Source organism: Variovorax sp. MHTC-1 (genome assembly GCF_003984645.1).
Taxonomy (GTDB): domain Bacteria; phylum Pseudomonadota; class Gammaproteobacteria; order Burkholderiales; family Burkholderiaceae_C; genus Variovorax.
This window is the reverse complement of record NZ_RWKI01000005.1, coordinates 274,849-296,738: the sequence shown is the minus strand read 5'-3', so window position 1 is coordinate 296,738 and position 21,890 is coordinate 274,849. Positions and strand designations below refer to the sequence as shown.

20 protein-coding genes are annotated in these 21,890 nt (G+C 68.3%); 3 read left to right on the top strand and 17 right to left on the bottom strand.

From position 1 onward, the window contains the following. Window positions 1-39: 39 nt before the first annotated feature. From EJI01_RS11340 to ruvC, 3 genes are all read left to right on the top strand, one after another. Window positions 40-801: a lysophospholipid acyltransferase family protein gene (locus EJI01_RS11340; protein WP_126837206.1), complete on the top strand. Its 762-nt coding sequence runs from the start codon at window positions 40-42 to the stop codon at window positions 799-801. Next, the gene (locus EJI01_RS11335; protein ID WP_126837205.1) at window positions 798-1,868 is read left to right on the top strand and encodes a phosphatidate cytidylyltransferase; all 1,071 of its coding nucleotides are present in this window, start codon (window positions 798-800) and stop codon (window positions 1,866-1,868) included. The genes EJI01_RS11340 and EJI01_RS11335 overlap by 4 nt, the downstream gene beginning before the upstream one ends. Before the next feature lie 88 nt (window positions 1,869-1,956). Then, on the top strand, window positions 1,957-2,505 hold the full coding sequence (gene ruvC / locus EJI01_RS11330) for a crossover junction endodeoxyribonuclease RuvC (protein WP_126837204.1): 549 nt from the start codon (window positions 1,957-1,959) through the stop codon (window positions 2,503-2,505). Window positions 2,506-2,547: 42 nt separating this feature from the next. On the opposite strand, the gene EJI01_RS28760 is transcribed toward ruvC, so the two are convergent. The 17 genes from EJI01_RS28760 to mraZ form a co-directional block, all read right to left on the bottom strand. Further along, window positions 2,548-2,724, bottom strand: coding sequence for a hypothetical protein (locus EJI01_RS28760; RefSeq protein ID WP_185878902.1), 177 nt, complete (start codon window positions 2,722-2,724; stop codon window positions 2,548-2,550). Between the two features lie 18 nt (window positions 2,725-2,742). After that, window positions 2,743-3,666, bottom strand: a complete 924-nt coding sequence (gene lpxC / locus EJI01_RS11325) for a UDP-3-O-acyl-N-acetylglucosamine deacetylase (RefSeq protein ID WP_126837203.1) — start codon at window positions 3,664-3,666, stop codon at window positions 2,743-2,745. Window positions 3,667-3,868: 202 nt separating this feature from the next. Next, entirely contained in the window at window positions 3,869-5,077 is a 1,209-nt protein-coding gene (gene ftsZ / locus EJI01_RS11320) for a cell division protein FtsZ (protein ID WP_126837202.1), read from the bottom strand. Window positions 5,078-5,236: 159 nt separating this feature from the next. Next, complete coding sequence (gene ftsA / locus EJI01_RS11315; protein ID WP_126837201.1) at window positions 5,237-6,466, bottom strand: cell division protein FtsA; 1,230 nt, start codon at window positions 6,464-6,466, stop codon at window positions 5,237-5,239. A 16-nt stretch (window positions 6,467-6,482) separates the two neighbouring features. Next, complete coding sequence (locus tag EJI01_RS11310) at window positions 6,483-7,265, bottom strand: cell division protein FtsQ/DivIB (RefSeq protein ID WP_126837200.1); 783 nt, start codon at window positions 7,263-7,265, stop codon at window positions 6,483-6,485. A 92-nt stretch (window positions 7,266-7,357) separates the two neighbouring features. Beyond that, window positions 7,358-8,317 (bottom strand): D-alanine--D-alanine ligase, encoded by a 960-nt coding sequence (locus EJI01_RS11305; RefSeq protein WP_126837199.1) that lies wholly within the window; start codon window positions 8,315-8,317, stop codon window positions 7,358-7,360. Then, a complete protein-coding gene (gene murC, locus EJI01_RS11300) occupies window positions 8,314-9,771 on the bottom strand; it encodes a UDP-N-acetylmuramate--L-alanine ligase (RefSeq protein WP_126837198.1) in 1,458 nt (485 codons plus the stop codon). Before murC ends, EJI01_RS11305 begins: the two co-directional genes overlap by 4 nt. A 154-nt stretch (window positions 9,772-9,925) precedes the next feature. Then, a complete protein-coding gene (gene murG, locus EJI01_RS11295) occupies window positions 9,926-10,987 on the bottom strand; it encodes an undecaprenyldiphospho-muramoylpentapeptide beta-N-acetylglucosaminyltransferase (RefSeq protein WP_126837197.1) in 1,062 nt (353 codons plus the stop codon). Continuing rightward, complete coding sequence (ftsW, locus tag EJI01_RS11290; protein ID WP_126837196.1) at window positions 10,984-12,276, bottom strand: putative lipid II flippase FtsW; 1,293 nt, start codon at window positions 12,274-12,276, stop codon at window positions 10,984-10,986. The genes murG and ftsW overlap by 4 nt, the downstream gene beginning before the upstream one ends. Further along, on the bottom strand, window positions 12,273-14,039 hold the full coding sequence (gene murD, locus EJI01_RS11285; protein WP_126837195.1) for a Mur ligase family protein: 1,767 nt from the start codon (window positions 14,037-14,039) through the stop codon (window positions 12,273-12,275). The genes ftsW and murD overlap by 4 nt, the downstream gene beginning before the upstream one ends. A 5-nt stretch (window positions 14,040-14,044) precedes the next feature. Beyond that, on the bottom strand, window positions 14,045-15,223 hold the full coding sequence (mraY, locus tag EJI01_RS11280; RefSeq protein ID WP_126837194.1) for a phospho-N-acetylmuramoyl-pentapeptide-transferase: 1,179 nt from the start codon (window positions 15,221-15,223) through the stop codon (window positions 14,045-14,047). Window positions 15,224-15,239: 16 nt separating this feature from the next. Continuing rightward, window positions 15,240-16,688 (bottom strand): UDP-N-acetylmuramoyl-tripeptide--D-alanyl-D-alanine ligase, encoded by a 1,449-nt coding sequence (gene murF / locus EJI01_RS11275; protein WP_126837193.1) that lies wholly within the window; start codon window positions 16,686-16,688, stop codon window positions 15,240-15,242. Further along, window positions 16,685-18,169, bottom strand: coding sequence for a UDP-N-acetylmuramoyl-L-alanyl-D-glutamate--2,6-diaminopimelate ligase (locus tag EJI01_RS11270; RefSeq protein ID WP_126837192.1), 1,485 nt, complete (start codon window positions 18,167-18,169; stop codon window positions 16,685-16,687). Before EJI01_RS11270 ends, murF begins: the two co-directional genes overlap by 4 nt. Continuing rightward, window positions 18,169-19,917 (bottom strand): peptidoglycan D,D-transpeptidase FtsI family protein, encoded by a 1,749-nt coding sequence (locus EJI01_RS11265; RefSeq protein WP_126837191.1) that lies wholly within the window; start codon window positions 19,915-19,917, stop codon window positions 18,169-18,171. The genes EJI01_RS11270 and EJI01_RS11265 overlap by 1 nt, the downstream gene beginning before the upstream one ends. Next, window positions 19,914-20,261 (bottom strand): cell division protein FtsL, encoded by a 348-nt coding sequence (ftsL, locus tag EJI01_RS11260; protein WP_126837190.1) that lies wholly within the window; start codon window positions 20,259-20,261, stop codon window positions 19,914-19,916. The genes EJI01_RS11265 and ftsL overlap by 4 nt, the downstream gene beginning before the upstream one ends. A gap of 89 nt (window positions 20,262-20,350) precedes the next feature. Next, window positions 20,351-21,271 carry a 16S rRNA (cytosine(1402)-N(4))-methyltransferase RsmH gene (gene rsmH / locus EJI01_RS11255; protein WP_126837189.1) on the bottom strand — a complete coding sequence of 307 codons (921 nt, stop codon included), beginning with the start codon at window positions 21,269-21,271 and terminating at the stop codon, window positions 20,351-20,353. Between the two features lie 8 nt (window positions 21,272-21,279). After that, complete coding sequence (mraZ, locus tag EJI01_RS11250; RefSeq protein ID WP_093104177.1) at window positions 21,280-21,708, bottom strand: division/cell wall cluster transcriptional repressor MraZ; 429 nt, start codon at window positions 21,706-21,708, stop codon at window positions 21,280-21,282. Between the last annotated feature and the right edge of the window lie 182 nt (window positions 21,709-21,890).

The window sequence follows — 21,890 nt, the reverse complement described above, 5'->3', positions numbered from 1 at the left end:
CCATTCGACTCTTCGACTCGGGCCCGTATCATCGCCGCCATGCTTGCAAAGTTCACGGGGTGGGCCCTACTGGTCGTGATCCGGCTCCTCACCGGCGCCCAGGCGCGCTGGTGGGGCTGCCCGCCCAAGGCCGAGCAGCGCATCTATTTCGCCAACCACCAGAGCCATCTCGACCTGGTGATGATCTGGGCCGCGCTGCCCGAGGAACTGCGCAGCATCACGCGGCCGATCGCGGCGCGCGACTACTGGGCCACGTCGCCCTTCAAGCGCTGGATCACGACCGAGGTGTTCAACGCGATCTACGTGGAGCGTGGCGGCAGTGCGCCGGTTCCACCGCCCGCAGCGGCGCCCGCACCGTCCGAGGAGCGCATCGAGCCCTCGTTCGACGCCGTCGTGCAAACCGAATTGCCGCTTTCGCCGCCCGTGGTCGAAACCATGGAACCAACAGCGCCGGTGGTGCCCGGCAGCGCCGAAGCCCTGGCGCCGCTCCAGCCCCTGATCGAGGCGCTGCAAAGCGGCGATTCGATCATCATCTTCCCCGAGGGCACGCGCGGCCACACGGGCGAGCCGCAGAAGTTCAAGTCGGGCCTCTTCACGCTGGCCCAGATGTTCCCCGAGGTGGTGCTGGTGCCGGCCTGGATCGACAACGTGCAGCGCGTGATGCCCAAGGGCGAGGTCGTGCCGGTGCCCATTCTTTGTTCGGTCACCTTCGGCGAGCCGGTTCGCCTCGAGGAAGGCGAAGAGCGCCGGCCTTTCCTCGACCGGGCGCGCGAGGCGGTCGTCGCGCTGCGCTACGTATGAACGAATACCTCCGCCATCTCGCGCCGAACCACCAAGTCGCGGCCCTGTTCCTGATCGTCTTCGGGCTGCTCGTCATCGTGAGCACGGTGGCCTTCCTGCTCACCTTCAGGGAGCGCCGCAACCCGGTGCACGACGAAACCTGGCAGCGCGAGCTGCTGCACTTCCTCGCCCTGCTGCGCACCACCTGGATCATGGCGGTGGTCTTCTGGATCAGCTGGGCACTGGGCGAGACGATGGCCACCGTGCTGTTCGCGCTGATCTCATTCTTCGCGCTGCGCGAGTTCATCACGCTGTCGCCGACGCGGCGCGGCGACCACCGCAGCCTGATCCTGGCCTTCTTCGTCGTGCTGCCGATCCAGTTCTGGCTGGTCGCGACCGCGCACTTCGACCTGTTCACCGTGTTCATTCCGGTCTACGTGTTCATCGCGATTCCCGTGGTGAGCGCGCTGGCCGACGATCCCCATCATTTCCTGGAACGCAACGCCAAGCTGCAGTGGGGCATCATGGTCTGCGTCTACGGCATGAGCCACGTGCCGGCGCTGTTGCTGCTTTCCTTTCCCGGCTACGAGGGCAAGAGCGCCTTCCTCGTGTTCTTCCTGGTGTTCGTGGTGCAGACCTGCGTGCTGACGCAGCACCTGATCTCGCGGCGCAGCACCATGCCCGCGGATGCCTCAGCGCCGGCATCCGAAGAGCAGCCCACGGGCTGGCTCGGCAAGCTCGGGCGCTGGCTGTTCCGGCAGGAGCCGGTCGCGCCGCATGTGAGCCGCAGCTTCAACTGGACGAGCTGGGCGATCGGCATGGCCATCGCGAGCCTGGTCGGCGCGCTGTTCTCCTTCATCACGCCCTTCAAGTTCGGCCAGGCGCTCGCGGTGTCGCTGATCGCCTGCGTCGCCGGCTCGATGGGCCATCTCGTGATGAAGGCGCTCAAGCGCGACCGCGGCATTCCCAACTGGGGCCAGCGCGGCGTCGGCGTGACCGGCGCCAACGGGCTGCTGGACCGCGTCGATGCGCTGTGCTTCGCGGCACCGGTGTTTTTCCATTCCGTCCGCTGGTACTTCAATCTATGACAGTCCCCCGGCTTGCCACTTCGTGGGCTTCGCCACACGCCGAGGTAGAGACTCGGCCGCCATGGGGCGGCGCGGCGGCGGCCGACTCATGAGAATCCTCGGCATCGACCCCGGCCTGCAGACCACCGGCTTCGGCGTGGTGGACATGGACGGCCATGTGCTGCGCTACGTCGCGAGCGGCACCATCAGCACCAAGCGCGTGACGCAGGGCGAGCTGCCGGCCCGACTCAAGGTGCTGTTCGACGGCATCGGCGAAGTCGTCGAGCGCTACAAGCCCGATGCGGCGGCGGTGGAGATCGTGTTCGTCAACGTCAATCCACAATCGACGCTGCTGCTCGGGCAGGCGCGCGGCGCGTGCCTCACGGCGCTGGTCACCAGCAACTTGTCGGTCGCCGAGTACACCGCGCTGCAGATGAAGCAGGCCGTCGCGGGCCATGGCAAGGCCGCGAAGGCGCAGGTGCAGGAGATGGTCAAGCGCCTGCTGCATCTTCCCGGCTTACCCGGCAGCGACGCGGCCGATGCGCTCGGCATCGCGATCACGCATGCCCATGTCGGCAGCTCGATGGCCCGGCTCGGCCAGGCCGCGGTGCTCGCGCGCAGTACGAGCGGGATGTATCGGCAGGGGCGGACGCGCTAGGCCGTCGTCGGCCGTCGGCGGGCCGCCCCAAGGCGGCGGGAGTCAAACCACGCGCTCGGCGATCAGCACCGCAAAGAACCCGAAGGCCGCCAGCAGCGTCCACTTGAGCACGATCCACCCGAAGTGCTTGTACTTGGGCTGGCCGGTGGCGGCATAGAAGGCGAAGGAGACGCCGGCTACCAGCAGGAGCAGCAGGATGGCCCAGCGGAACAACAGCATCGGTTCGGGCGCTCGGGGCTACCAGGCGCGGGCGACTTCGGCGAAGCCGGCCGGCGCGTGGCTCTGGTCGTCGAAAGTGACGATCTCGTAGGCGTCCTCGTGCGCGAGCAGTTCGCGCAGCAGCTTGTTGTTGAGCGCATGGCCCGAACGGAAGGCGCTGTAGGCCGCGAGCAGCGGCCGGCCGATGACGTAGAGGTCGCCCATGGCGTCGAGGATCTTGTGCTTGACGAACTCGTCGTCGTAGCGCAGGCCGCCCGCATTGAGCACCTTGGTGTCGTCCATCACGATCGCGTTGTCTAGCCCGCCGCCGAGCGCCAGGCCCTTGGAGCGCATGTATTCGACCTCCTTGGTAAAGCCGAAGGTGCGCGCGCGCGCGATGTCGCGGCTGTACGAGCCCGAGCCCAGGTCGAACTCGACGCGTTGCCCGGTCGAATTGACCACGCGGTGATCGAAGTCGATCTCGAAGCTGAGCTTGTAGCCGTGGTACGGCGAAAGCCGCGCCCACTTGGTCTCGGCTCCCTCGCCCTCGCGCACCTCGACCGGTCGGGTGACGCGGATGAAGCGGCGCGGCGCCTTCTGCAGTTCGATGCCCGCGCTTTGCAGCAGGAACACGAAGGACGATGCCGAACCATCGAGGATCGGCACCTCGTCGGCCGTGATGTCGATCAGGAGGTTGTCGATGCCCAGGCCGGCGCAGGCCGACATCAGGTGCTCGACGGTCTGGACCTTGGCGCCCTTGGACGACACGGTGGATGCGAGCCGCGTGTCGGTCACGGCCTCGGCCGTCATCGCGATCTCGACCGGCTCCGGCAGATCGACACGGCGGAACACGATGCCGGCATCGATGGGCGCCGGCCTGAGCGTGAGTTCCACGCGCTGCCCGCTGTGCAGCCCCACGCCGACGGCGCGGGTGATGGATTTGAGGGTACGTTGTTGGAGCACGGCAGCGATTTTAGGAGGGCGAGGCGCCCGGCGTGCCGTGCGCCTCGCTATGTCTGCAATAGCTGTCATTTTTGGGCAGACTCGATCGATGGTGCGAAAAGCGTAGCGAGCGGCCCGAGGTTGCGAGGAGGAGCGCAGCCGTACCCAGGTACGGCGAGCACCGCAGTCGCAAGATCGGGCCGCGCAGTAGCTTTGCGCACCATCAATCCGCCTGGCGGCGCAGGAAGGCCGGGATTTCGAAGTCGTCCATCCCGCCAGACGACAGCGCATCCACCTTGGCCGCGGCCATCGTACGGTTGGTGCGCCACACGCTGGGAACCGCCATGCCGTCGTAGTTGGGCTGGCCGCTCGCATGCCCGTGGCCCGCGCCGCCGAGCGTCGGCACATTGAACGGGATGTTGTCGGTGCCGGTGCGGATCACTTCCAGCGTCGGCGCCTGGCGGCGCGCATCCGCGCGCGACAGGCCGGTCGCGACCACGGTCACGCGCATCTCGTCGCCCAGGTTGTCGTCGTAGGCGGCGCCGTAGATCACATGCGCGTCCGGCGAAGCGTAGGCGCGGATGGTGTTCATCGCGAGCTTCGATTCGGAGAGCTTGAGCGAGGACTTCGACGCCGTCACCAGCACCAGCACGCCCTTGGCGCCCGAGAGGTCGATGCCTTCGAGCAGCGGGCAGGCCACGGCCTGTTCGGCGGCGATGCGCGCGCGGTCCGGGCCGGCGGCCGCGGCGGTGCCCATCATGGCCTTGCCCGGCTCGCCCATCACGGTGCGCACGTCCTCGAAGTCGACGTTCACGCCGCCGTACTCGTTGATGATTTCCGAGATGCCGCCGACCGCGTTCTTCAGCACGTCGTTGGCATGCGCGAAGGCCTCGTCCTGCGTGACGTCCTCGCCCAGCACGTCGAGCAGCTTCTCGTTCAGCACCACGATCAGCGAATCGACATTCGCCTCGAGCTCGGCCAGGCCGGCATCGGCGTTGGTCATGCGGCGGCCGCCTTCCCAGTCGAAGGGCTTCGTCACCACCCCGACCGTGAGAATGCCCATCTCCTTGGCCACGCGCGCGATCACCGGCGCTGCGCCGGTGCCGGTGCCGCCGCCCATGCCGGCCGTAATGAACAGCATGTGCGCGCCGGCGATGGCTTCGCGGATGTCGTCGATCGCGGCCTCGGCGGCGTCGCGTCCCTTCTCGGGCTTGCTGCCGGCGCCCAGGCCGTTGGTGCCCAGCTGGATGGTCTTGTGCGCGTTGCTGCGCGAGAGCGCCTGCGCATCGGTGTTGGCGCAGACGAACTGAACGCCCTGCACGCCGCGCTCCATCATGTGGGCGACCGCATTGCCGCCGCCGCCGCCGACGCCGATCACCTTGATCTGCGTGCCTTGGTTGAACTCTTCGATTTCGATCATTTCGATGGCCATTTCTGACTCCTTGAATATTTGCAGTTGCCGTGTGTATGAATGGATTTTTTTATGGGAACCGTCAGCAGCGGTCGAGCGGTGGGCCGGTTCGTCGCCATCGCTCGTTGAAATGCCGAGGTGGACTTCCGCGCGCAAGCCAGAGTGGTGTGGCGTTCATGATCAGAAGTTCCCCACGATGAAGTCCTTGAAGCGTCCGAAGGCCGTCTTGACGGAGCCGTTCTTCTGCGCCACCTTGAAGCCGCGCAGCCGCGCATAGCGCGCCTCTTCGAGCAGGCCCATGACGGTCGCTGCGCGCGGCTGCGCGACCATGTCGGACAGCGCACTCGAATACTTCGGGATGCCGCGCCGCACCGGCTTCAGGAAGATGTCTTCGCCGAGCTCGACCATGCCGGGCATCACGGCGCTGCCGCCGGTCAGCACCACGCCCGAGGAGAGCACCTCTTCGTAGCCCGATTCGCGCACCACCTGCTGTACCAGCGAGAAGATCTCTTCCACCCGCGGCTCGATCACGCCGGCCAGCGCCTGCTTGCTCAGCATGCGCGGCCCGCGATCGCCGAGGCCGGGCACCTCGACCTGCGTGTCCGGATCGGCCAGCAGCTGCTTGGCGTAGCCGTTCTCGACCTTGATGTCCTCGGCGTCCTTGGTCGGCGTGCGCAGCGCCATCGCGATGTCGCTCGTGATCAGGTCGCCGGCGATCGGGATCACCGCCGTATGGCGGATCGCGCCGTTGGTGAAGATCGCGACGTCGGTGGTGCCGGCGCCGATATCGACCAGCACCACGCCGAGCTCGCGCTCGTCCTCGGTCAGCACCGCCTGGCTGGAGGCCAGCGGATTCAGCATCAGCTGGTCGACCTCCAGTCCGCAGCGGCGCACGCACTTGATGATGTTCTCGGCCGCGCTCTGGGCGCCGGTGACGATGTGCACCTTGGCTTCGAGGCGCATGCCGCTCATGCCGATCGGCTCCTTCACGTCCTGGCCGTCGATCACGAACTCCTGCGGCTCCACCAGGAGCAGGCGCTGGTCGCTCGAGATGTTGATCGCGCGCGCTGTCTCTACCACGCGGGCCACGTCTGCCTGCGTGACTTCCTTGTCCTTGACCGCGACCATGCCGCTCGAGTTGATGCCGCGGATGTGGCTGCCGGTGATGCCGGTGTAGACGCGGCTGATCTTGCAGTCGGCCATCAGCTCGGCTTCCTTGAGCGCCTGCTGGATGCTTTGCACGGTGGCGTCGATGTTCACCACCACGCCGCGCTTGAGCCCGTTGCTCGGCGCGATGCCGAGCCCGGCCAGCTTGAGCTCGCCGTTGGACAGCACCTCGGCCACCACCGCCATCACCTTGGCGGTGCCGATGTCGAGTCCGACGACCAGGTCTTTGTATTCCTTGGACATGAAGTTTCCTCAGTTCCTATTTCTTCTTGGGGTCGGTGACGACCGTGGTGACACCACGCAAGCGCAGCGCGTAGCCCTCGTTGTGCCGCAGGTCGGCACCTTCGACCGAAGCGAGGGTGCGCCCGTACTGCCGTGCGACCGGCGCCACCGTAACCAGAAAGCGCTGAGTGCGCGCCGCCACTTCCTCGCTCTGCCCGCGGCCGAGCTCGATCGCGGCGCCGGTGTCCAGCACCGCCCGCCAGCTGCCGCGTCTCGACAGCGTCAGCGCCTCGAGCGACAGCTCGTAGGGCGCAAACAGCGGCTGCAGCACGCGGTACATGCCCAGCACCTGGCCGGCCTGCTGGGTCGGGCCGTCCAACCGCGGCAGGCTGTCGTCGACCTCGGCCACGTTGGCCTCGAACACTTCGCCGAAGCCATTGATGAGGCGCGATTGCGCCTCGTCGCCCCAATGCGCCACCGGCACATGCTCCGTGAGCGTGGCGCGCAGCTTGTTCGGGAACTCGCGCCGCACCACCGCCTTGCGCACCCAGGGCACGGTCTCGAAGGCGGCGCGAGCCCGCGCCAGGTCGACCGTGAAGAAATTGCCGGCCAGCTGCGGCGCCACGTTGGCGCGCAGCGTGACCGCGTTGTTGTGCGTGACCTCGCCGTCGACCTTGATGCCGGCCAGCGGGAAGAAGGGTTGGCGCAGCACCCACCATGCGCCCGCCGCCAGCAGCACGAGCGCGAACAACGCGTACACCAGGGTCGCGGTCACGTTCATGAGCTTGACGTCGAAGGGCACGGGAATGCTGGAGGCCATTCAGATCTCCCCCAGGCTGCGCCGCAGCGCGGCTCCGCCACCCCCCTCGCAAGCGAGGGGGCGAGCACTTTCGGGCGGCCGTGCAGTGCTCATCACATCTCCGCTTTCGAGTCGAGGGTGGCCGATGCCAGCACGCGCAGGCACAGGTCTTCGTAGGAGATGCCGGCCGCGCGTGCCGACATGGGCACCAGCGAATGGGTGGTCATGCCGGGCGAGGTGTTCATCTCGAGCAGGAAGGGCTTGCGGTCGCTGGCGCGGATCATCAGGTCGGCGCGGCCCCAGCCGCGGCAGCCGAGCTGGTGGTAGGCCGCCAGCGTGATGCGCCGGATCTCCTGCTCTTCCGCGTCGGGCAGGCCGCTCGGGCAGTGGTACTTCACGTCGTCGGTGAAGTACTTGTTCTGGTAGTCGTAGGCGCCCTCGGGCGCGGCGATGCGCACCACCGGCAGCGCCTCGGCGCCAAGGCCGCCGCCGAGCACGGCGCAGGTGACTTCCTCGCCTTCGATGAACTCCTCGCAGAGCACGTCGGTGTCGTAGCCGACCGCCAGCGTCACCGCGTCCTGCATCTGCGAGTAACCCTCGACCTTGGTCACGCCGATCGAGGAGCCCTCGCGCGGCGGCTTCACGATCAGCGGCAGGCCCAGCACGTCGGGCACGGCCATCACCTGCTCGCGGCTCTGCTGGTCGAAGGCAAGACGCACGTAGCGCGGCGTCGGCAGACCGTCGGCCTGCCAGATGCGTTTGGTCATGACCTTGTCCATCGCCACGCTCGAGGCCATGACGCCGGAGCCGGTGTAGGGAATGCCCAGCAGTTCCAGCGCGCCCTGCACCGTGCCGTCCTCGCCATGTCGGCCATGCAGGACGACGAAGCAGCGCGCGAAGCCTTCGTGCTTGAGCTCGACCAGCTCGCGCTCGGCCGGGTCGAAGGCATGGGCGTCGACGCCGCGCGAGCGCAGCGCCTCGAGCACACCGGTGCCCGACATGATGGAAATTTCACGTTCGGCCGACGTGCCACCATAGAGCACGGCCACCTTGCCGAAGTCTTGCGGGTTCACAGTGCCCTCCCTTCGCGCGTGAAGCGCTCCGATTTCTTGGAAGAGGCCGCGCCGCCGAGCTCGACCACCTTGGCGGGCACGGCGCCGATCGAGCCCGCACCCATGCAGATCACCACGTCGCCCTCGTGCGCGTTGTCGAGGATCGCCTGCGGCATCGCTGCGATCTCGTCGACGAACACCGGCTCCACCTTGCCAGCCACGCGCAGGGCGCGTGTCAGCGAGCGGCCGTCGGCGGCCACGATCGGCGCTTCGCCGGCCGCATAGACCTCGCTCAGCAGCACCGCGTCGGCCGCACCGATGACCTTGATGAAATCCTCGAAGCAATCGCGCGTGCGGGTGAAGCGGTGCGGCTGGAAAGCCAGCACCAGGCGCCGCCCCGGGAAGGCGCCGCGAGCGGCCGCGATGGTGGCCGCCATCTCTACCGGATGGTGGCCGTAGTCGTCGATCAGCGTGAAGCTGCCGGGCCCGTGCGCGCGCGGCAGCTTGACATCGCCATAGCGCTGGAAGCGCCGGCCCACGCCCTTGAAGTCGGCCAGGCCTCGCTTCACCGCCTCGTCGGGCACGTTGAGCTCGACCGCGACCGCGATCACCGCGAGCGCATTGCGCACGTTGTGCTCGCCGGGCAGGTTCAGCACGATGTCCAGGTCCGGCAGCGTGACGCCGTTGCGCCGCTGCGCGGTGAAGTGCATCTGCGCGCCGACCGCTCGCACGTTGACCGCGCGCACCTGGGCGTCCTCGCCGAAGCCGTAGCTGGTGACCGGGCAGGACACCTCAGTCACGATCTCGCGCACTGCGGGATCGTCGGTGCAGAGGATCGCCGTGCCGTAGAAAGGCATGCGGTGCAGGAAATCGACGAAAGCCTTCTTGAGCCTCGCGAAATCGTGCCCGTATGTCTCCATGTGGTCGGCATCGATGTTCGTGACCACCGCCATCACCGGCAGCAGGTTCAGGAAGGAGGCGTCCGACTCGTCGGCCTCGACCACGATGTAGTCGCCGCTGCCGAGCTGCGCATTGGCGCCCGCGCTGTTGAGCCGGCCGCCGATGACGAAGGTGGGATCGAGCCCGGCCGCCGCGAGAACGCTCGCGACCAGGCTGGTCGTCGTGGTCTTGCCGTGCGTGCCGGCGATCGCGATGCCCTGCTTGAGCCGCATCAGCTCGGCCAGCATCAGCGCGCGCGGCACGACCGGGATGCGTTTCTCGCGCGCGGCGACGACCTCGGGGTTGTCGGCATGCACGGCGGTGGAAGTCACGACCGCGTCGGCGCCTCCGATGTTCGCCGCGTCGTGGCCCACGAAGGTGGCGATGCCCAGCCCGGCGAGCCGCTTGAGCGTCGCGCTGTCGGCCAGGTCGGAGCCGGTGATGCTGTAGCCCAGGTTGAACAGCACCTCGGCGATGCCGCTCATGCCCGAGCCGCCGATGCCGACGAAGTGGATATGACGGATTGCGTGCTTCATGCGCAGCCCTCCTTCGCCAACGATTTGATGCCTTCGGCGAGCAGAGCGAAGCCCGTTCGGGAGACACCGCGGAACCGGCTCTGCCGGGCCGCTGGTGTCGCCCCCTCGAGGGGGGAGGCGGCTACACGAAGTGAGCAAGCAACGGGGGTGGGCCTCATTTGGCAAGCTCCTCGCAGGCGCGGACAACCAGGTCGACGGCTTCGGTCTTCTGCATCGCTTTGGCCTTCACGGCGCGTTCCATGAGCGCAGAGCGCCCGGTTTTCTGTAGCAAATCGGCCAGCAATTCGGGAGTCAGTTCGGTTTGTTGAACGAGCCAGCCGCCGCCCGCGTCGACCAGGAAGCGGGCATTGGTGGTCTGATGGTCGTCCACGGCGGATGGAAAAGGCACGAACAGCGCAGCCGCGCCGACGGCCGCGATTTCGGTGACGGTGCTCGCACCGGCGCGCGCGACGATGAGGTCGGCATCGGCATAGGCGCTGGCGGTGTCTTCGATGAACGGCGTGAGCTCGCCTTCGACGCCGGCCGCCGCATAGTTGGCGCGCAGCTCGTCGATCTGCTTGGCGCCGCTCTGGTGCGTGACCGTCGGACGCTGCTCGGGTGCGATGCGCGCGAGCGCCTTCGGCACCACGGCGTTGAGCGCCTTCGCGCCCAGGCTGCCGCCCACGACCAGCAGCTTGAGCGGACCGCTGCGGCCGTTGAAACGCACGGCCGGATCCGGCTGCGAGGTGAACGCCGCGCGCAGCGGGTTGCCGATCCACTGGGCCTTCTTCATCACGTTCGGGAAAGCGGTGAAGACGCGATCCGCGACGCTGGCAAGCACCTTGTTGGCCAGCCCGGCGACCGAGTTCTGTTCGTGCAGCACCAGCGGCTTGTTGAGCAGCACGCTCATCATGCCGCCGGGAAAGGTGATGTAGCCGCCGAGGCCGACGACCACATCGGGCTTGACGCGGCGAACGACGGCGATGCTTTGCAGGAAGGCGCGCAGGAGGCGCAGCGGCAGCAGGAACAGCGTGATCGGGCCCTTGCCGCGCACGCCGCCGAACTGCACCGGCTCGAAAGCGAAGCCGCGCGGCGGCACCAGCTTCTCTTCCATGCTGCCGGGCGCGCCCAGCCAGTGCACGCGCCAGCCGCGCTCGCGGAGGGCCTCGGCCACGGCCAGGCCGGGGAAGATATGACCGCCCGTGCCGCCGGCCATGACCAATGCGGTGCGGCTCATACCCGCCCTCCCCGCATCAGCACACGGTTCTCGTAGTCGATGCGCAGCACGATCGCGAGCGCCACCACGTTCATCAGGATGGCCGAGCCGCCGAAGCTCATCAGCGGCAAGGTCAGTCCCTTGGTCGGCAGCGCGCCCAGGTTCACGCCCATGTTGATGAAGGCCTGGAAGCCGATCCAGATGCCGACGCCCTGCGCCACCAGGCCGGAGAACACGCGGTCGAGCGCGATCGCCTGGCGGCCGATGTGCATGATGCGGCGCGTGAGCCAGAGGAAGAGCCCGATCGCCAGCAGCACGCCGACCAGGCCGAACTCCTCGCCGATCACCGCGAGCAGGAAGTCGGTGTGCGCCTCGGGCAGCCAGTGCAGCTTCTCGACGCTGCCGCCCAGGCCGACGCCGAAGATCTCGCCGCGGCCGATCGCGATCAGCGAGTGCGACAGCTGGTAGCCCTTGCCCAGCGCGTGCTCTTCGCTCCACGGATCGAGATAGGCGAAGATGCGCTCGCGCCGCCACGGGCTGGTGGCCACGATGGCGCCGAAGGCGACGACCACCAGCGCGGCGATCACGAAGAACATGCGCGCATTGACGCCGCCGAGGAACAGGATGCCCATCGCGATCACCGCGATCACCATGAAGGCGCCCATGTCGGGCTCCGCCATTACCAGCATGCCGACCACCACCACCGCGATGCCCATCGGCAGCACGGCGCGGAAGAAGCGTTCCTTGATCTCCATCTTGCGCACCATGTAGCTGGCGGCGTAGAGGATCATCGCGAGCTTGGCCAGTTCCGAAGGCTGGAAGCGCATGAAGCCCATCGGCAGCCAGCGGCGCGCGCCGTTGACGCTGATGCCGATGTGCGGAATCAGCACCGCGACGAGCAGCAGCAGCGAGGCCACGAAGAGCCAGGGCGCCGCGCGCTCCCAGGTCGCCATCGGGATCTGGAAGGCCAGCAGCGCGGCGATGAAGGCAATCGCCACCGAGGCCGCGTGGCGCGTGAGGAAGAAGGCGGGGCCGTAACCCTGGCGCGCGAAGCGCGGGTTGTCCGGCAACGCAATGGAGGCCGAATAGACCATCACGAGGCCCCAGGCCAGCAAGGCGACCGTGACCCAGACCAGCGCCTGGTCGAAGCCCAGCACGCGCACCGGCGCCGCCTTGGTCTGGGTCATGCCGGCATTGCCGAGGCGCACCGGCAGGTGCATGGGCAGCGCGTCGATGCCGCTCCTGGCGCGGCCGAACCAGCCGGCGAAGCGGCTGGTCTTGTTGGGCGTGGCTGCAGCGGACGTGCTCATACCGGCTCCCCGCCATCCGTGCCGCGCGGCGACTCGGCGAGTTCCTGCACCGCGTCGCAGAACACCGCCGCGCGGTGCGCGTAGTCCTTGAACATGTCGAAGCTCGCGCAGGCCGGCGACAGCAGCACCGCATCGCCGGGATGCGCGCGGCCGGCGGCCAGCTTCACGGCCTCGGGCAGCGAGGCGGCCGCGAGCAGCGGCACGCCGGTCGATGCCAGCGCGGCCTCGATCAGCGGCGCGTCGCGGCCGATCAGCACCACGGCGCGCGCGTACTGGCGCACCGGCGCCGCCAGCGGCGTGAAGTCCTGGCCCTTGCCCTCGCCGCCGAGGATCACGACCAGACGGCGCTCTTCGCCCAGCCCGATCAGGGCTGCGACCGTCGCGCCCACGTTGGTGCCCTTGCTGTCGTCGAAGTACTCGACCTCATCGACGATCGCGACCGGCTCGACCCGGTGCGGCTCGCCGCGGTATTCGCGCAGGCCGTAGAGCATGGGCGCGAGCTGGCAACCCGCCGCGGTGGCGAGCGCGAGCGCCGCCAGCGCGTTGAGGGCGTTGTGCCGGCCTCGGATGCGCAGCGCGTTGGCCGGCATCAGGCGCTGGATGTGGATCTCTTCCTCTTCGGCCGCGGCGCCGCGCTTGCGCTTCTGCGTCTCGTCGGCTTCCAGCGCGCGCACCAGCCAGGCCATGCCATTCAGCAGCTCGAGCCCGTAGTCTCCGGGACGCAGCGGCATGCCGGCGCCGAAGGTGACGATGCTGCGCGGCGCCTGGCCCTTCGCCAGCTTGACCGGCGCCGGGCGACGTGCCCCCACGCTCCGCGCTGGCGCATCGTCGCTGCCCCCCGAGGGGGCCTTCGCGGCTTGGGACGGCCCGGCGCCGCTCATCGCCATCACGGCGTCGTCCTCGCGGTTGAGCACCATCGTGCCGTTGGCGCCGAAGATGCGCGCCTTGGCCGCGGCGTAAGAAGCCATGTCGCCGTGCCAGTCGAGGTGGTCCTGCGACACGTTGAGCACCGCGGCCGCGGTCGGCTCGAAGCCCTGCACGCCGTCGAGCTGGAAGCTCGAGAGCTCGAGCACCCACACCTCGGGCAGCGTGCCGGCATCGATGTGCGCGGCCAGCGTGTCGAGCAAGGTGGGGCCGATGTTGCCGGCCACCGCGACCGTCTTGCCGGCGCGCTCCACCAGCTGGCCCGCGAGCGCGGTGACCGTGGTCTTGCCGTTGGTGCCGGTCACGGCCAGCAGGGCCGGGGTGTAGCCCTTGGGCGCCGGCGGAACGGGCACGAGGATCGGGGTCGGCGCTTCGGCGTCGTCGTCGTCCTCCTCCTCGACGGGAGCAGGCGGGGCTTCCTCGACGGGCTGGACATCCTGCCGCGGCGCCGCCGCCTCGACCGGCACGTCGACGACTTCTTCAGCGGTCTCGACCGTGCGCAGGTCCGCCAGCGCACGTGCGAACAGATCGAGCTCGCCACCCACCGGCAGGCCCATGGCACGCGCCGCATCGACCACCACCGCGATCGAAGCCGGCGACAGTCCGGGCGAGCGATAGACCGCACGCACCGAGGTGCCTTCGACCAGTGCGGCCGAGAACGGCCCGCCGACGAAGACCGCTTCGGGCAGCTCCGCGCGCAGCGCCTCGAGCCGCGGCGGCGCCTCGCGCGTGTCGGCCACGGTCAGCGTGGCGCCGTGGCGCGCGCACCAGCGCGCCATCGCCAGGCCCGAGGCGCCGAGGCCCAGGATCAGAACGTGTTGGTCTTGAAGATGCCGCATGTGTCCTACCGCAGCTTCAAGGTGGAAAGGCCCACCAGGCACAACAGCATGGTGATGATCCAGAAACGCACCACGACCTGCGTCTCGCGCCAGCCGCTCTTCTCGAAGTGGTGGTGCAAGGGCGCCATCTTGAGCACGCGGCGGCCTTCGCCGAAGCGCTTCTTGGTGTACTTGAAGTAGGTCACCTGCGCCATCACCGAGATCGCCTCGACCACGAAGATGCCGCCCATGACGAAGAACACGATCTCCTGGCGCACGATGACCGCGATGGTGCCGAGCGCGCCGCCCAGCGCGAGCGCGCCCACGTCGCCCATGAAGACCTGCGCCGGGTGGGTGTTGAACCAGAGGAAGGCGAGCCCCGCGCCGGCCATGGCCGAGCAGAACACCAGCAGTTCACCCGAGCCCGGAATGTGCGGGAACAGCAGGTACTTGGAATAGACGGCGCTGCCGGTCACGTAGGCGAACACGCCCAGGGCGGAGCCGACCATCACCACCGGCATGATCGCCAGGCCGTCGAGGCCGTCGGTCAGGTTCACCGCGTTGCTGGCGCCGACGATCACCAGGTAGGTCAGGATCACGAAGCCGATGCCGCCGAGCGGATAGCTCACTTCCTTGAAGAAGGGCACCAGCAGGTTGATCTTGGGCGGGAAGTCGAGGTCGAAGCCCGAACCGACCCAACTGTAAAACAGCTCGAGCACGCGCCAGTTCGAGCTTTCGGAGATGCTGAACAGCAGGTAGACGCCCGCCACCAGCCCGACCACGGATTGCCAGAAGTACTTCTCGCGCGAGCGCATGCCTTCCGGGTCCTTGCGCACCACCTTGCGCCAATCGTCGACCCAGCCGATGGCGCCGAAGCCCAGCGTGACCCACAGCACGATCCAGACGAAGCGGTTCGACAGATCGAACCACATCAGCGTCGCGAAGGCGATCGAGAACAGCACCAGCACGCCGCCCATGGTGGGCGTGCCGCTCTTGCTCAGGTGCGTCTCCATGCCGTAGCCGCGCACCGGCTGGCCGATCTTGAGCGCGGCAAGGCGGCGGATCACGTAGGGCCCGGCCAGGAGGCCGACCAGCAGCGCAGTCAGTGCCGCCATCAGCGCGCGGAAGGTCAGGTACTGGAAGACGCGCAGGAAGCCGAACTCCGGCGAGAGCGTCTGCAGCCACAGGGCGAGGCTCACTAGCATGATGCGCAGGCCGCGTTCATTGGCTGCCCTCCTTGTCTTGTTGTTCTTCGGCAGCCGCCGAGACGGCCTGCACCACGCGCTCCATCTGCATGAAGCGCGAGCCTTTGACCAGCATGCTGGCCGTGTGCGGCAACTGCGCGAGCACCGCCGTGTTGAGTGCCGCGATGTCCTCGAAATGCCGGGCCTCGGCGCCGCCGGCCGCCTTGAAGGCCGCGACGCCGTGCGCCGATTCGCGGCCGAGCGCAAAAAGGGTCTCGATGCCGCGCCGGCTCGCCCAGGCACCGACCTCGGCGTGGAACTCCGGTCCCTGGTCGCCCACCTCGCCCATGTCGCCCAGCACCAGCAGGCGCGGGCCCGGCAGGCCGCCGAGCACATCGATCGCGGCGCGCACCGAGTCGGGGTTGGCGTTGTAGCTGTCGTCGACCAGCGTGAGCGCGTGCCGGCCCGCGAAGCGCAGTTCGGCGGCCTTCGAGCGCCCCTTGACCGGCTCGAACGCGGCCAGCCCCTCGGCGATCTTCTCGAGCGACACGCCGCTGGCGAGCGAGCAGGCCACGGCCGCGAGCGCATTGACCACGTTGTGCCGGCCGGCGATCCGCAGCGTGGACTTGATGTCGCCGAGCGGCGTGCGCGCCTCGAAGCGCCAGGCCCCGCCCTGCCATTGCGCGTCGGCCAGCGCGATGTCCGCATCGGGGCGCTCGCCGAAGGTCAGGCAGCGGCGCGATGCGCCCTCGTGCGCCATTTCGTTCCACAGCGCAGTGAAGGCGTCGCCATAGGGGAACACGGCGGTACCGCTGTCCGGCAGCGCGCTGATCGCGGCGCCGTTCTCGTGCGCCACCGCGTCGACGCTGGACATGAATTCCAGGTGCTCGCGCTGTGCGTTGTTGACCAGCGCGATGGTGGGGCGCGCGATCGCGGCCAGCCGAGCGATCTCGCCCGGGTGGTTCATGCCCAGCTCGACCACCGCGAGCTGGTGCCGTTCGCGCAGGCGCAGCAGCGTCAGCGGCACGCCGATCTCGTTGTTGTAGTTGCCGGCGGTAGCGAGCGCGCGCCCTTCGCCGGTGGCGCGCATGATCGACGCGATCATCTGCGTGACGGTGGTCTTGCCGTTGCTGCCTGTGACGGCGACCAGCGGCAGCTCGAACTGCGCGCGCCAGCCCGCAGCCAGGGTGCCCAGCGCGGCCAGCGTGTCGGGCACTTCGAGCCCTGGAAGCCCCGCGGCTGCGAGCCCGCGGTGCGCGATCGCGGCGACAGCGCCGCGCGCGCGCGCATCGGTCAAGAAGTCGTTGGCATCGAAGCGTTCGCCTTTCAGGGCCACGAACAGATCGCCGGCCGCGAGCGTGCGCGTGTCGGTGTGCACGCGCGAGATGGGCGTGGCGGGATCGCCGACCAGGCGCGCGCCCGGAATCCAGGCCAGCGCCTGGCCCAGGGTCATCATGGGTGCTCCCGGCCGATGAGACTCGCTCATGCGCCACTCCTCAACGTCAAGGCCTCGATCGCATGCGTTCGATCGGAAAACGCGATGCGCTCGCCTGCGATCTCCTGCCAGGCTTCGTGGCCGCGGCCGGCCAAGAGCACCACGTCCTCGGGCGCGGCCTGGGCCAGCGTCTCGCGGATCGCCTTCGCGCGGTCGGGTTCGACCTGCGCCGCCTCGGGACGCGCCAGGCCCAGGAGGATCTGGCTGATGATGGCGCTGGGCTTCTCGCTGCGCGGGTTGTCGCTGGTCACGACCAGGCGGTCGGCCTGCTTCTCGGCCACCGCGGCCATCATGGGCCGCTTGGCGGTGTCGCGATCGCCGCCGCAGCCGAACATGCACCAGAGCTGCCCGCCGCGCTGGCGCGCCAGCGGACGCAGGCCGGCGAGCGCCTTGTCGAGCGCATCGGGCGTGTGGGCGTAGTCGACCACCGCCAGCGGCTGGCCGGCGACTGCGACGCGCTCCATGCGGCCCGGCACGCTGTCGAGCCTGCTACAGGCCGCCACTGCATCCTTCAGCGACAGGCCGAGCGCGCGCAGCGTGCCCAGCACGCCCAGCAGGTTCGCGACGTTGTACTGGCCGATCAGCTGCGTCTTGAGGTGCTCGGCCGGCACGCCTTGCTCGAGCACCGAGAATTGCAGGCCCTGCGCGTCGTAGCCGATCTCCGTGGCCCGCAGGCGGGCCGGCGCGCCGGCGGCCGACACGGTCCACACATCGAGCGCGCCGACGCCGCGCTCGACCAGGTTCGCGACCAGGCTGGCGCCGTGCACGTCGTCGATGTTGACCACCGCGGAGCGCAGGCCCGGCCAGCGGAACAGCTCGGCCTTGGCCTGCCAGTAGGCATCCATGCTGCGGTGGTAGTCGAGATGGTCTTGCGTGAAGTTGGTGAACACCGCGACCGCGATTCGCGTGCCGTCGAGCCGGCGTTCCGCGATGCCGATCGAGGAGGCCTCGATCGCGCAGGCGCCGAAGCCGCGGTCCGCATAGCCGCGCAGTTCGCGTTGCAGCATCACCGGGTCCGGCGTGGTCAGGCCGGTGTAGCTCAGGTCCGGCGGCACGCCGATGCCGAGGGTTCCCATCACGGCGCAGGGCGAGCGCCCTGCGAGCGCCTGCGCCAGCCACCAAGCGGTGGAGGTCTTGCCGTTGGTGCCGGTGACTGCGAGCACATCGAGCCGGTTGGAAGGATCGTCGTAATAGGCCGCAGCGATCGGTCCGGTCGCTGCCTTGAGGCCGGCGTAGCACGCGATGGCATCGCCCTCGAAGCCGAAGGCCTCGACGCCGTCGGCCTCGACCAGGCAGGCCGCGGCGCCCTGTGCCAGCGCGGCCGCGACATGGCCCCGGCCGTCGGTGGCCGCGCCGGGCCAGGCCACGAAACCGTCGCCCGCGCCCACCGGCCGGCTGTCGGCATGCAGCACGCCGCGCACGCGGGCCTTGAGCCAGCCCGCTGCTTCGAGGGGGGTGTGGAGCGTCAGCATCAGAAGCTCTCTTCCACGCCGTTGGTCACGACCAGTGGTTTGACTGCCATGTCGGGCGGGACGTTCATCATGCGCAGCGTCTGCTGCACCACCTCGCTGAACACCGGCGCCGCCACCAGGCCGCCGAAATACTGGCCGGCGCTCGGCTCGTCGATCATCACCGCCACGATGATGCGCGGCTTCTCGATCGGCGCCATACCGGTGAACCACGAGCGGTACTTGTTGCTTGCATAGCCCTTGCCGACCTGCTTGTGCGCGGTGCCGGACTTGCCGCCCACCGAGTAGCCGATGGTCTGCGCGCGCTGGCCGGTGCCGCCGGGGCCGGCCGCCATCTGCAGCATCTTGCGCACCGCGAGCGCGTTCTGCGGCGAGAACACCTTCACGCCAACTGCCGGATCGGGGCTCTTGAGGATCGTCGCCGGGATGAGCTGTCCGTCGTGCGCGAATGAGGTGTACGAATGCGCCATCTGGAACAGCGAAGCCGACAGCCCGTAGCCGTAGGACATGGTGGCCTGCTCGACCGGCTTCCAGCTCTTCCACGGACGCAGCCGCCCCGTCACCGCGCCAGGAAACTGCAACTGCGGCTTCTGGCCGTAGCCGAGCGCCGTGTAGGTGTCCCACATCTCGTGCGGGCTCATCTTCTGCGCAATCTTGAGCGCGCCGACGTTGCTCGACTTCTGAATCACGCCTTCGACCGTGAGCGTGCCGTAGTTGTGGGTGTCGCTGATGGTGAAGCCGCCGATGCTGAAGCGCCCGGGCCCGGTTTCGATCAGCGTCTGCGGCTTGATGCGGCCGGCCTCGAGCGCCATCGCCACGGTGATCGGCTTCATCGTCGAGCCGGGCTCGAAGGTGTCGGTGAGCGCGCGATTGCGCAGCTGCTCGCCGGTGAGGTTCTGCCGCTTGTCGGGCACGTAGCTCGGGTAGTTGGCCAGCGCCAGCACTTCGCCGGTGATGGCGTCGAGCACCACCACGCTGCCGGCCTTTGCCTTGTTGGCCGTCACCGCGTCGCGCAGCTTCTGGTAGGCGAAGAACTGCACCTTGCTGTCGACGCTGAGCTGGATGTCGCGGCCGTCGACCGGCGGGATCTGCTCGCCCACGCCCTCGACCACGCGGCCGAGCCGGTCCTTGATCACGCGGCGCGCGCCCGCCTTGCCGGCCAGCTCCTTGTTGAACGCCAGCTCGATGCCTTCCTGTCCGTTGTCCTCGACGTTGGTGAAGCCGACCACGTGCGCGGCAGCCTCGCCCTCGGGGTACTGGCGCTTGTATTCCTTGCGCTGGTAGATGCCCTTGATGTCGAGCTCGGCGATGCGCTTGGCGATGGGCTCGTCGACCTGGCGCTTGATCCAGACGAAGGTCTTGTCCTCGTCCTCCAGCTTCTTGTCGAAGTCCTTCTGCGTCATCTCGAGCAGCTTCGCAACCTGCCTGAGCTTGGCCTTGACTTCGGGGTCGTCGCGCTCGACGTCTTCGGGAATCGCCCAGATGCTGGGCGCCACCACGCTGGAGGCGAGCAACAGCCCGTTGCGATCGAGAATGCGGCCGCGGTTGGCCGGCAGCTCCAGCGTACGCGTGAAGCGCACCTCGCCCTGGCGCCGGAAGAAGTCGTTGCCGATCACCTGAACGTAGGCCGCGCGGCCAGCCAGCACCAGAAAGCCGAGGGCGATGCCGGCCACGATGAACTTGCTGCGCCAGACCGGGGTCTTGCTCGCAAGCAGCGGGCTGGTCGTGTATTGCACGCTGCGCCGGCTCATTGGGCGCTCCTGCGGGCAGCCGCGCGCGGCGGCGATGCGGCCGGCGCAGGTTCCGGTGCAACGACCGCCGGGATCACCGTGCCGTCCTGCCGCACGTACTGCGTGATGGCCGGCGTCGTGGTGCGCATCTTGAGCTGCTCCTTGGCCAGCTTCTCGACCCGCAGCGGCGTCGCCTGCGCACGCTTCTCGACCTGCAGCCGGTCGTGCTCGAGCTCGAGCCGGCGCGCCTCGCTCTGCGTGCGATGCAGCTCGGTGAACAGCTGGCGCGACAGGTACTGCGTGTGCACCAGGTAGATCGCCGAGGCCAGCACGGCCATGAGCAGGAGCAGGTTGAGGCGCGTCATGTCAGTGCCCGCCCGGCCGCCCGAAGGGCACTGAGCGCCCCCTCGGGGGGCAGCGATACACGAAGTGATGAGCGTGGGGGCTGTTCATTTCACGCTTGCGTGCGCTCGGCGACGCGCAGGATCGCGCTGCGGGCGCGCGGATTGCCGTCCACCTCGGCCTTCGACGGCTTGACGCGCCCCAGGGCCTTGAGCTTCATCGCCTTCGGTGCAGCAAAGGGCGCGCGGCGGTCGTAGACCTCGCGCGAATGCTTGGCGATGAACTGCTTCACGATGCGGTCTTCCAGCGAGTGGAAGCTGATCACCGCAAGCCGGCCTTGGGGTTGCAGCACGCTAAGGCTCGCTTCTAGCGCCTGTTGCAGCTCTTCAAGCTCGGCGTTGATGAAAATCCGAAGAGCCTGAAATGTGCGCGTTGCAGGGTTCTGGCCCGGCTCGCGGGTTTTGACCGCGCCAGCCACGAGCTCGGCCAGCTCGGCGGTGGTTGAAATTGGGCCCCGTTCTTGTCGGCGAGCTGCAATCGCCTTTGCAATCTGAACAGCAAACCGTTCCTCGCCATAGTCACGAATCACCTCCGCAATCTGCTGTGGTTCGGCCGTTGCCAGCCATTCGGCCACGCTCTCGCCGCGCGTGGTGTCCATGCGCATGTCGAGCGGGCCGTCGAAACGAAAAGAAAAACCCCGTGCGGGGTTGTCGATCTGGGGGGAGCTGATGCCGAGGTCCATCAGCAGGCCGGCCACACTCGCCGGCGGCAGTTCCCCCACGTCCTTGAAACCCTGGTGCCTGATGGAAAAACGCGCATCCTCGATGCGCGCTGCTTCCGCCACCGCTTCCGCGTCCTTGTCGTACGCGATCAGCCGGCCGGCCGGCGCCAGCCTCTCGAGGATGGCGCGCGAATGGCCGCCGCGCCCGAAGGTGGCATCCACGTAGGTGCCGGAGGCCCGCGACGCATCGGGAAGGAGGGCTTCCACCGCCTCCTTCAACAACACGGTCGTATGGGTCCATGCCTGTTCCACTGCCGGCCTCAGAACGAAAAGTCCTGGAAAACATCGGGCATCTCGCCCTGGGTGGCTTCGGCCTCCTTGGCGTCGTAGGTGGCCTTGTCCCAGAGCTCGAAGTTGTTGCCCATCCCGAGCAGCAGGACGTCGCGCGTGATGCCGGCAGCCGAGCGCAGCTCGGGCGAGATCAGCACGCGGCCGGTGCCATCCATTTCGACGTCCATCGCATTGCCCAGGAAGACTCGCTTCCACCACTGTGCCGACATCGGCAGCGCAGCGATGCGCTCGCGGAATTTCTCCCACTCGGGACGAGGGAACAGCATCAGGCATCCGTGCGGATGCTTGGTGATCGTGAGCTGGCCGGCGGCGGTCGCGCTCAGGACGTCACGATGCCGGGTCGGCACGGAGAGCCGCCCCTTGGCATCCAGACTGAGCGATGAAGCGCCTTGAAACACGACCACGAACCCCTGTGGTGGGAGGCGTCGCGCACCTGAAAGAGGCATCGCTCGACACTTTTTCCCACTTAACTGCACTTTTTTGCACTGTAGCAGGAAACGCTTAGCGCGCAACGGGCGGTCGCTGGTATTTTTTGTAATGGAATCAACGACTTAGCGGTGTTTTTGCAACTTCAAAGACA